Source organism: Streptomyces sp. URMC 127 (assembly GCF_051386535.1).
GTDB lineage: Bacteria > Actinomycetota > Actinomycetes > Streptomycetales > Streptomycetaceae > Streptomyces.
In genome coordinates this window covers 1-9186 of record NZ_JBPQTW010000254.1, presented here as the reverse complement: position 1 = coordinate 9186, position 9186 = coordinate 1, and the positions used below count along the sequence as shown (strand labels likewise).

General features: G+C 74.0%; 7 protein-coding genes. 5 read left to right on the top strand and 2 right to left on the bottom strand.

Annotated elements, in window-relative coordinates; all coding sequences use genetic code 11:
• Positions 1 to 21 precede the first annotated feature (21 nt).
• The 3 genes from ACSNOH_RS30915 to ACSNOH_RS30905 all read left to right on the top strand — a co-directional run bounded on the left by ACSNOH_RS30915 (position 22) and on the right by ACSNOH_RS30905 (position 3582).
• On the top strand, positions 22 to 930 hold the full coding sequence (locus ACSNOH_RS30915) for a 2-hydroxy-3-oxopropionate reductase (RefSeq protein WP_436724761.1): 909 nt from the start codon (positions 22 to 24) through the stop codon (positions 928 to 930).
• A 35-nt stretch (positions 931 to 965) separates the two neighbouring features.
• Complete coding sequence (gcl, locus tag ACSNOH_RS30910; protein WP_436724760.1) at positions 966 to 2678, top strand: glyoxylate carboligase; 1713 nt, start codon at positions 966 to 968, stop codon at positions 2676 to 2678.
• Positions 2679 to 2868: 190 nt separating this feature from the next.
• Entirely contained in the window at positions 2869 to 3582 is a 714-nt protein-coding gene (locus ACSNOH_RS30905) for a hypothetical protein (protein WP_436724759.1), read from the top strand.
• A 372-nt stretch (positions 3583 to 3954) separates the two neighbouring features.
• On the opposite strand, the gene ACSNOH_RS30900 is transcribed toward ACSNOH_RS30905, so the two are convergent.
• Positions 3955 to 5580: an AMP-binding protein gene (locus tag ACSNOH_RS30900; RefSeq protein WP_436724758.1), complete on the bottom strand. Its 1626-nt coding sequence runs from the start codon at positions 5578 to 5580 to the stop codon at positions 3955 to 3957.
• On the bottom strand, positions 5577 to 7331 hold the full coding sequence (locus ACSNOH_RS30895) for an AMP-binding protein (protein WP_436724757.1): 1755 nt from the start codon (positions 7329 to 7331) through the stop codon (positions 5577 to 5579). Before ACSNOH_RS30895 ends, ACSNOH_RS30900 begins: the two co-directional genes overlap by 4 nt.
• Positions 7332 to 7477: 146 nt before the next feature.
• Here ACSNOH_RS30895 and ACSNOH_RS30890 point away from each other — a divergent pair, with 146 nt between their 5' ends.
• Together ACSNOH_RS30890 and ACSNOH_RS30885 are read left to right on the top strand one after the other, a co-directional pair.
• On the top strand, positions 7478 to 8317 hold the full coding sequence (locus ACSNOH_RS30890; protein WP_436724756.1) for a helix-turn-helix transcriptional regulator: 840 nt from the start codon (positions 7478 to 7480) through the stop codon (positions 8315 to 8317).
• Between the two features lie 241 nt (positions 8318 to 8558).
• Positions 8559 to 8921 carry an SAV_915 family protein gene (locus ACSNOH_RS30885; RefSeq protein ID WP_436724755.1) on the top strand — a complete coding sequence of 121 codons (363 nt, stop codon included), beginning with the start codon at positions 8559 to 8561 and terminating at the stop codon, positions 8919 to 8921.
• The last annotated feature ends 265 nt before the right edge of the window (positions 8922 to 9186 follow it).

The following is a 9186-nucleotide window of genomic DNA, read 5'->3' as shown; positions in this document are numbered from 1 at the left end:
TATAAGAGACAGCCCCCTCCCCTGCCCCGCGTCGCCTGGATCGGGCTCGGCGTCATGGGGCTGCCCATGGCCACGAACCTGCTCAAGGCGGGGTACGACGTCACCGGCCACACCCTCGAACAGGCCGGCCTCGACCGGCTGGCGGCCGCCGGCGGCACTCCCGCGCCCTCCGTCGCCGCCGCCGTCCGCGGGGCCGGTGTCGTCGTCACGATGGTGCCCGCCTCGCCCGAGGTGGAGGCCGTCGCCTACGGCGAGCACGGCGTCCTCGCCCACGCCGCGCCCGGCACGCTGTTCATCGACATGTCGTCCATCACGCCCCGCACGTCCGTCGAGCTCGCGGAAGCCGCCGCCCGCAAGGGCATACGCGTCCTGGACGCGCCCGTCTCCGGCGGCGAGGCGGGCGCCGTCGAGGGCGTCCTGTCCATCATGGTGGGCGGCGAGCGGGCCGACTTCGAGCGGGCCCGGCCGCTCCTCGGCGCCCTCGGCACGACGGTCGTGCACTGCGGCCCGCACGGGGCCGGGCAGACCGTGAAGGCCGCCAACCAGCTGATCGTCGCCGCGAACATCCAGGCGTGCGCCGAGGCCGTGGTCTTCCTGGAGAAGTCCGGCGTGGACCTGGAGGCCGCCCTCGACGTGCTCGGCGGCGGGCTCGCGGGCTCCGCCGTGCTCAGCCACAAGCGGCACAACTTCCTCTCCCGGCACTACCCGCCGGGCTTCCGCATCGACCTGCACCACAAGGACATGGGCATCGTCACGGACGCCGCCCGCGCGGTCGGCGCGGCCGTCCCGCTGGGCTCCCTCGTCGCGAGCCTGGTCGCCGCGGCCCGCGCCCAGGGCGACGGCGGGCTCGACCACTCGGCGCTCCTGCGCGGCGTGGAGCGGCTGTCCGGCCTGGAGACCGGCCCGAGGACCGGGAGGGCGCGGCGATGAGGACGACGCCCGCGAGGACGATGCCTGCCCGGACGATGCCCGCCATGCACGCGGCCGTTCACATCCTCAAGGACGAGGGCGCCGACATCGCCTTCGGCTGCCCCGGCGCCGCGGTCCTGCCGCTCTACGAGGCGCTGCGGGCGGTCGGCGGCATCGAGCACCTGATCGTCCGGCACGAGGCGGGGGCCACGCACATGGCCGACGGCTGGGCCCGGACGAACGGCCGGACCGGCGTGGCCATCGCCACCTCGGGGCCGGGCGGCACCAACTTCGTCACCGGCCTCTACACCGCGTTCGCGGACTCCGTGCCGATGCTGTGCGTCACCGGGCAGGCGGTCTCCGGGAAGCTGCACCAGGAGGCGTTCCAGGCCGTCGACATCGTGGAGATCGTCCGGCCGGTGACCAAGTGGGCCGTGCAGATCAAGGAGGCCGCGCAGATCCCGTGGGCGTTCCGGGAGGCGTTCCGGATCGCGCGGTCGGGGCGCCCCGGCCCGGTGCTGATCGACATCCCCGTCGACATCGCGCGCCGCGAGATCCGCTACGACCCCGCGCTGGACGCGCCCCTGCCGGTGCCCGTCGCGGCCCCGCACCCGCCGCGCGTGGAAGCCGCCCTCGACCTCCTCCTGGCCGCCGAGCGGCCGCTCGTGCTCGCCGGCGGCGGCGTGATCCTCTCCGGCGCGGAGGCCGAGCTGCGGGAGCTGGTGGAGCTGCTGGAGGTGCCGTTCCAGGTGACGCTCATGGGCAAGGGGGCCGTCGAGGACGACCACGAGCTGAACATGGGCACCACCGGAATCCAGACCTCCCAGCGGTACGCCAACGCCTCCTTCCTGGAGTCGGACTTCGTCCTCGCGGTCGGCGCCCGCTTCGGCGACCGGCACACGGGCGCGGACCTCTCCGTCTACCGGGGGCGGCGGGCCTTCGTGCACGTCGACATCGAACCCGCGCAGCTGGGCCGGGTCTTCGAGCCGGACCTGGGCGTCGTCTCCGACGCGAAGCTGTTCCTGGCCGCGCTGACGGCGGCGGCCAGGGCGCGCGGCGCCCGGCCCCGGCACCGCGCCTGGGCCGCCCGCTGCCGCGACCTCAAGCGCACCCTGACCCGCCGCGACGACTTCGACGCCGTGCCCGTCAAGGCGCCCCGCGTCTACCGGGAGATCAACGCGGTCTTCGGCGAGGACACGTGGTTCGTCACGGCCATCGGCCTCTACCAGATCTGGGGCGGCCAGCACCAGAAGGCCCACAAGCCCCGCCACTACCAGGTCTGCGGGCAGGCCGGCCCGCTGGGCTGGGAGGTGCCGGCCGCCATCGGCGTCAAGAAGGCGCTGCAGGGCATGGGGCGGGGCGCGGAGGAGGTGGTCGGCGTGGTCGGCGACTACGGCTTCCAGTTCACGGTCGAGGAGCTCGCCGTCGCCGCGCAGTACGACATCCCCTTCGTCCTGATCATGCTGAACAACGAGTACCTGGGCCTGATCCGGCAGGCCTCCGCCGGCTACGGCATGAACTACCAGGTGGACATCCACTACGACGAGACCGGCACGGACCACGTCAAGCTCATGGAGGCGTACGGCTGTTCGGGGCGGCGGGTGACGGAGCCCTCGGACATCCGCCCCGCGATCGAGTGGGCGCGCAAGGAGGCCGCGGCGACCTCGCGGCCGGTGCTGGTGGAGGTGCTGATCGAGCGGGAGGCGGACACCCCGCACGGCCCGGACATCGACGCGGTCCGCGAGACCGAGCCCGTCCCGGAGCGCTAGCGCACGACGGGCGCGTGCGCCCTCGCGCTCGGCGGCGACGCGGAAGGCGCGAGGGGCCGGGGCGCGGGGGAGGCGCGGAAGGCGCACAGGGCGCGCCCGCACTCTTGCGCATTCGCTCCCCCCGGCGCGCCCGCATCGTGGACGATGGGGCCCGTACGCATACCTCACGGACCCGTTGCTGGAGCCGAATATGGCCGAGAGCGTGCCGGTTCACTGCCCGACGTGCCGCCGCGAGCACTCCTTCACCCCGCCCACCTTCCCCTGCGCGTGCGGTGCGCCGCTCACGCTGCCGGTCCGGGCGGACGCCTCCGCCGAACCCGTGGCGCACCGCACCTGGCGCGACGCGTGGGTCGCCGTGCGCTGCCCCTCCTGCGACCGGCAGGACCAGTGGCCGCGGCCGGAGTTCGGCTGCTCGTGCGGCACGGTGATGCGGCTGCCCGTCCGGCCGCCGGAGCCCGGGGAGACCACCGAGTCCGGGGGGACCGGCCCCGGCGCCGCCGGCCGGCCTCGCCGGGCGCTGCGTCCGGCCTTCCGGCCGGTCGCCATCCGCACCGCGGGCGATGCGGTGGTGGCCGCCGAGCGCTATCTGACGTGGCTGGGGTACGCGGGTGTGACCCGGCCCGGCGCCCCGGAGGAGGAGGGCGTCGACCTGCGGGCGGCCGGGCTCGTCGCCCGCGTCGCCCCGTCCACCGTGCCGGCCTCGCTGCGGGACGTGGAGTGCCTGTGGCTGCACGGGCTGGCGGACGGTGCGCGCGGGGCGTTCTTCTCGCTCGCCGGGTATGCGCGCGAGGCCCGCTCCCGCGCGGACGACCTGCGGCTTCCGCTGTTCGTGATGGACCTCACCGGCACCCCGCAGCCGCTGAACGCCCCGGCCGACGAGCTCGTCGAGCACGGGCCCGCGTGAGCCGCCCGCACCGCCAAGCTCAATTTTTCCTCTGAACCACCCGCAGAGGATGGCCAGTCGGGGGCCGGACGGCGGAGACTTCTTCCGGGCCCGCGAGACAAATACGGGGGATCGCGGGCCCCACCATCTTCGGATCGCGGGCCTCGCCATCTCCGGGCGGGGCCCGGCGCGTTGACGACGACCGCGCTGTGCCTGCGCCGCCGGTGGTTCCAGCACCCTGCGCGTCCGCGCCGGTGGTCCTGCCGTCCGCCGGACACTCGCCGCTGCAGCGTCGCGCCATCGCGGCGGGCGCCTTCTTCCGCCGCCGCGGCGAGCAACCACGACGTGGTGGACCGGCGGCGCCACCCGCCGCAGCCCGCGACCACCGCCCCTTCAGGCGTCCGCCACCAGCGCCTCCGCCGCGCGCTCGCGAAGCTCGATCTTGCGGACCTTGCCGCTGACGGTCATCGGGAAGGCGTCCAGGATCCTCAGGTAGCGCGGGATCTTGTAGTGCGCGAGCCGGCCGCGGCAGAAGCGGGCGAGCTCGTCCAGGCTGAGCGTCCGCGCGGGGTCGCGGAGGATCACGCAGGCCATGATCTCCTCGCCGTACTTCTCGTCGGGCACCCCGATGACCTGCACGTCGGAGATCTTGGGGTGGGTGTACAGGAACTCCTCGATCTCCCGCGGGTAGACGTTCTCCCCACCCCTGATGATCATGTCCTTGATGCGGCCGACGATGCGGACGTAGCCGTCCTCGTCCATCACCGCGAGGTCGCCGGTGTGCATCCAGCGCTCGCCGTCCACGGCCTCGGCGGTGCGCTCCGGCTCGTCCCAGTAGCCGAGCATCACCGAATAGCCGCGCGTGCACAGCTCGCCGGGCTCGCCGCGCGGGACGGTCTCCCCCGTCTCGGGGTCGGTGACCTTCACCTCGATGTGCGGCAGCACGCGGCCGACGGTGCCGGTGCGCCGGGCGACGTCGTCGTCGCGCCGGGTCTGGGTGGAGACCGGCGACGTCTCGGTCATCCCGTAGCAGATGGAGACCTCGGACATGTGCATCTCGCCCATGACCCGCTTCATCACCTCGGTCGGGCACGGCGAGCCCGCCATGATGCCGGTGCGCAGCGAGGAGAGGTCGTACGTGGCGAAGTCCGGCAGGTCCAGCTCGGCGATGAACATGGTGGGCACGCCGTAGAGGGAGGTGCAGCGCTCGCGCTCGACCGCGTGCAGCGTGGCGGTGGGGTCGAAGGCCGGGGCCGGGATGACGGCGCAGGCGCCGTGGCTGGTGACGGCGAGGTTGCCCATGACCATGCCGAAGCAGTGGTAGAAGGGCACCGGCAGGCAGACCCGGTCGGTCTCGGTGTAGCCCAGCGTCTCCCCGACGAAGTAGCCGTTGTTGAGGATGTTGTGGTGGGAGAGGGTGGCGCCCTTGGCGAAGCCCGTGGTCCCCGACGTGTACTGGATGTTGACCGGGTCGTGGCAGCTCAGCTGCGCCTCGCGCTCGGCGAGCCGCTCGCGGGGCACGCCCTCGCCGGCCCTGACGAGGCCGGTCCAGGTGGGGTCGCCGATGTGGACGACCTCGCGCAGCGCCGGGCAGTCGGCGCGGACCTCTTCGACCATGCCGCGGTAGTCGCTGCTCTTGTGCTCGGCGGAGGCGACGAGCACGCCGACGCCGGCCTGGCGCAGCACGTAGCGCAGTTCGTGGACGCGGTAGGCCGGGTTGATGTTGACCATGATCGCGCCGATGCGCGCGGTGGCGTACTGGACCATCACCCACTCGGGGCAGTTGACCGCCCAGATGCCCACCCTGTCGCCCTTGGCCACCCCCTTGGCCAGCAGCCCGAGCGCGATCTCCTCGACGGCCCGCCCGAACTCGGCGTAGGTCCAGCGGCGGCCGCTGGGGACGTCGACGAGGGCGTCGCGGTCCCCGAAGCGCTCCACCGTGAACGCGAGGTCGGCGCCGATGGTGTCGTCGATCAGCGGGACGGAGGTGCTTCCGGCCTCGTACGAGGGTGTGCTCACCGGTGGTCTTCCTCTCGGTACTCGGCTCCGCCGCCCGACGGCTCGCCGCGCGCGGTGCGTTCGCGCAGCTCGATGCGGCGGATCTTGCCGGACACGGTCTTGGGCAGCTCGGCGAACTCCAGGCGCCGGATGCGCTTGAAGGGGGCGAGGGTGGCCCGCGAGTGGGCGAACAGGGCCTTCGCGGTGCCGGGGCCGGGCTCCCAGCCCTCGGCGAGGACGACGTACGCCTTGGGCACGGCCAGCCGCAGCGGGTCGGGGGCGGGGACGACGGCGGCCTCGGCCACGGCCTCGTGTTCGAGGAGGGCGCTCTCCAGCTCGAACGGACTCACCTTGTAGTCACTCGACTTGAAGACGTCGTCGCTGCGGCCGACGTAGGTGAGGTAGCCGTCGGCGTCGCGGGAGGCGATGTCGCCCGTGCGGTAGTAGCCGCCGGCCATGACCTCCGCCGTGCGCGCGGGGTCGCCCGCGTAGCCCGTCATCACGCCGACGGGGCGGTCGGACAGGTCGAGGGCGATCTCTCCCTCGTCGGCCGGCTCGCCGGTGACGGGGTCGAGGAGGACGACGGTGAAGCCGGGGCCCGGGCGGCCCATGGAGCCCGTACGGACGGGCTGGCCGGGCGGGTTGGCGATCTGCACGGTGGTCTCGGTCTGCCCGAAGCCGTCGCGGATCGTCACGCCCCAGGCCCGCCGCACGGTCTCGATGACCTCGGGGTTGAGCGGCTCGCCCGCGGCGACGGCCTCGCGGGGCGGGGTGCGCAGCGCACCCAGGTCGGCCTGGATGAGCATGCGCCACACGGTGGGCGGCGCGCAGAAGCTGGTCACGCCCGCCCGGTCCATCCCGGCCATGAGGCGGGCGGCGTCGAAGCGGGTGTAGTTGTGCACGAAGACGGTGGCCTCGGCGTTCCAGGGCGCGAAGAGGCTGGACCAGGCGTGCTTGGCCCAGCCGGGCGAGGAGATGTTGAGGTGGACGTCGCCCGGCCGCAGCCCGATCCAGTACATGGTCGTCAGATGGCCTACGGGGTACGAGGTGTGGGTGTGCTCGACGAGCTTGGGCCGGGCGGTGGTTCCGGAGGTGAAGTAGAGCAGCAGGGGGTCGTCGGCACGGGTCGGGCCGTCGGGGGCGAAGGTGTCGCCGGCGTACGCGGAGCCGGCGTAGGGCAGCCAGCCGCCGGTGCCCTCGGCGTGCTCGTTGCTCTCGGTGCGCTCCCCTACCGCGATCCGCGTGTAGTCGCCGGGGACGCCGTCGAACTTGCCGGTGTCCTCGGCCCGTACGATGACATGGGCCGCGCGGCCGCGCTCCACGCGGTCGGCCAGGTCGGCGGTGCCGAGCAGCGGGGTGGCCGGGATGACCACGGCGCGCAGCTTCATCGCGGCAAGAGCCGTCTCCCACAGCTCGGTCTGGTTGCCGAGCATGACGACGATGCGGTCCCCGGCGCGCACGCCCCGCTCCCGCAGCCAGTTGGCGACCTGGTTGGAGCGGCGGCGCAGGGCGTCGAAGGAGTGCCTGGCCTCGCTGCCGTCCTCCTCGGTGATCCACAGGGCGGTGCGGTCGTTGCCCTCGGCGATGGTGTCGAACCAGTCCAGGGCCCAGTTGAACTCCGCCGGGCGGGGCCAGACGAAGCCCTCGCGGGCCGCCTGCCAGTCCTCGCGGTGCGCGAGGAGGAAGTCCCGGGCGGCGCGGAACGCGGCGGCGGGGGCGGGAGTTGCGGCCGCGGCTGCGTCGCCCGGATTGCGCGGCTTCGATGACGTCACATGTCCTCCAGATTGCGGGGCACGTCGCCGGCCCGCATGGTTAGCATCGTGCGACGGTGATCTGAGTCTCACCACCCCCGAACGGGGGTGGCCGCATTTCAGGGATACGGAGGTTCCACCTCCGTAGCCGGGACGGGGAGGCAGCGATGGGAGACCCGGACGGAACGGCCGAGGTACGGGCGGCGCTGATGCGGATGCGCAGGGGGGCCGGGCTGCCGGTCGCCTTCGGCGGTCTGCTCACGAGCCCCCGGCAGTTCCGGATATCGGACATGACGGGAACGACGACGCCGGTCCTGCGCGGGCTGGCGATCCGCACGGGCAGCGGGCTGGGCGGCAAGGCGGCCGCCCTGACCAGGCCGCTGTCCGTGACCGACTACCAGGCCTCGCACGTCATCACCCACGAGTACGACGCGGCGGTGGCGGCCGAGGGCCTGCGCTCCGTGCTCGCGGTGCCCGTCGTCGTACGGGGCCGGGTGCGCGGCGTGCTCTACGGCGCCCTGCGGCGCCCGCTCACCCTCGGGGACCGCTCCCTGACCGCCGCCGTCGACGCGGCGCGCGAGCTCGAACAGGCCCTCGCCGTCCAGGACGAGATCCAGCGGCTGCTGTCGGTGGCCCATCAGCCCACCACCGCCGACCCGGCGATGTGGGAAGAGGTCCGCGAGGCGCACTTCGAACTGCGCGCCCTGGCACAGCGTGTCACCGACCCCCTCCTCCGGCAGGAGCTCCTCGCCGCGTGCGGGCGCCTCGCCGCCGCCTCCGCGGACCCCGCGGCCCGGCGCACGGGCCCGCAGGTCGGGCTCTCCCCGCGCGAAGTGGACGTCCTCGCCTGCGTGGCCTCGGGCGCGACGAACTCCGCCGCGGCGGAGCGGCTGGGCCTGCGCCCGGAGACGGTCAAGAGCTACCTCCGTTCGAGCATGCGGAAGCTGGGCGTGCACACGCGCCTGGCGGCCGTGGTCGCGGCGCGGCGGGCGGGGCTGCTGCCGTGACCGCGGCGCCGGGGCGGTGATCCGGCGGGCCCTGCACGGCCCCCGCCGACGCGCGGCGCCGTCAACCGGGCGTCGTCGACGTGGCGACGTCAACGTGGCGTCAAAGGAGTGGCACCGAGGGTCAACAGGCTGTCAAGGAGGAACTCGGCGGGGTTCGGTACGGGCATAGCGTGAACGGCGGCGCCGCGGCGCCGTCAGCGACGCTCCCATCCGACACCTCCCGAGCTTCCCGAGGACCGTCATGCACCTGAGCCGTACCCCCGCCGAAGCCGCCGCAGTCGCAGCCGTCGAAAGCGCGACCGGCGACGGGGAACCGTCCGAACCATCCCATCCCGCCGGGCGCGCCGAGGCCCGGGCGCTGTACGTCCCCGTACGGCGCTGCGCCGGCGGCTTCTCCCTGCGGGTCTTCCGCTCGCCCCTCGGGGCGCGCACGGCCGTCGCCTTCACCACGGAGCGGCGGCTTTCGGACGTTCTGGGACCGGACCAGCCCGCGATCCGGCTGGCGCTGCCCGCGGTACGGGCACTGGCGGCGCCGCTCGGCGTCGCCCTGGTAGCGGTCGACCCCCAGCTGACGGCCCCGCCGGTCCGCCCCCTGGCAGGCTGACCAGGGCCGGCACCTCGCCACAGGCAAGCAGAACCCGCCGCAACGGCGACCAGTCACAACGGCGCGACCCGGCGGTGCGGGAACCGCCAGGGCCCCTGCCCGCACCACCGGGCCGCTCCGGCCCCCTTGCCGCAGGCAAGGAAGTTCCGCCGCAACGGCGAACAACCTCCGCGGCGCAACCCGGCGGTGCCCGATTCCGGGTGCCGGCGCCGGAGGCGGGGAGTAGCCGCCCGCACGCCCCGCGCCGACAATGGCCGCATGACCG

What these genes read in the sequence shown, in the direction of transcription:
- ACSNOH_RS30905 (WP_436724759.1), top strand. Translation starts at nt 2,869, where the DNA reads ATGGCCGAGAGCGTGCCGGTTCACTGCCCGACGTGCCGCCGCGAGCAC.
- ACSNOH_RS30885 (WP_436724755.1), top strand. Translation starts at nt 8,559, where the DNA reads ATGCACCTGAGCCGTACCCCCGCCGAAGCCGCCGCAGTCGCAGCCGTC.
- gcl (WP_436724760.1), top strand. Translation starts at nt 966, where the DNA reads ATGCCCGCCATGCACGCGGCCGTTCACATCCTCAAGGACGAGGGCGCC.
- ACSNOH_RS30890 (WP_436724756.1), top strand. Translation starts at nt 7,478, where the DNA reads ATGGGAGACCCGGACGGAACGGCCGAGGTACGGGCGGCGCTGATGCGG.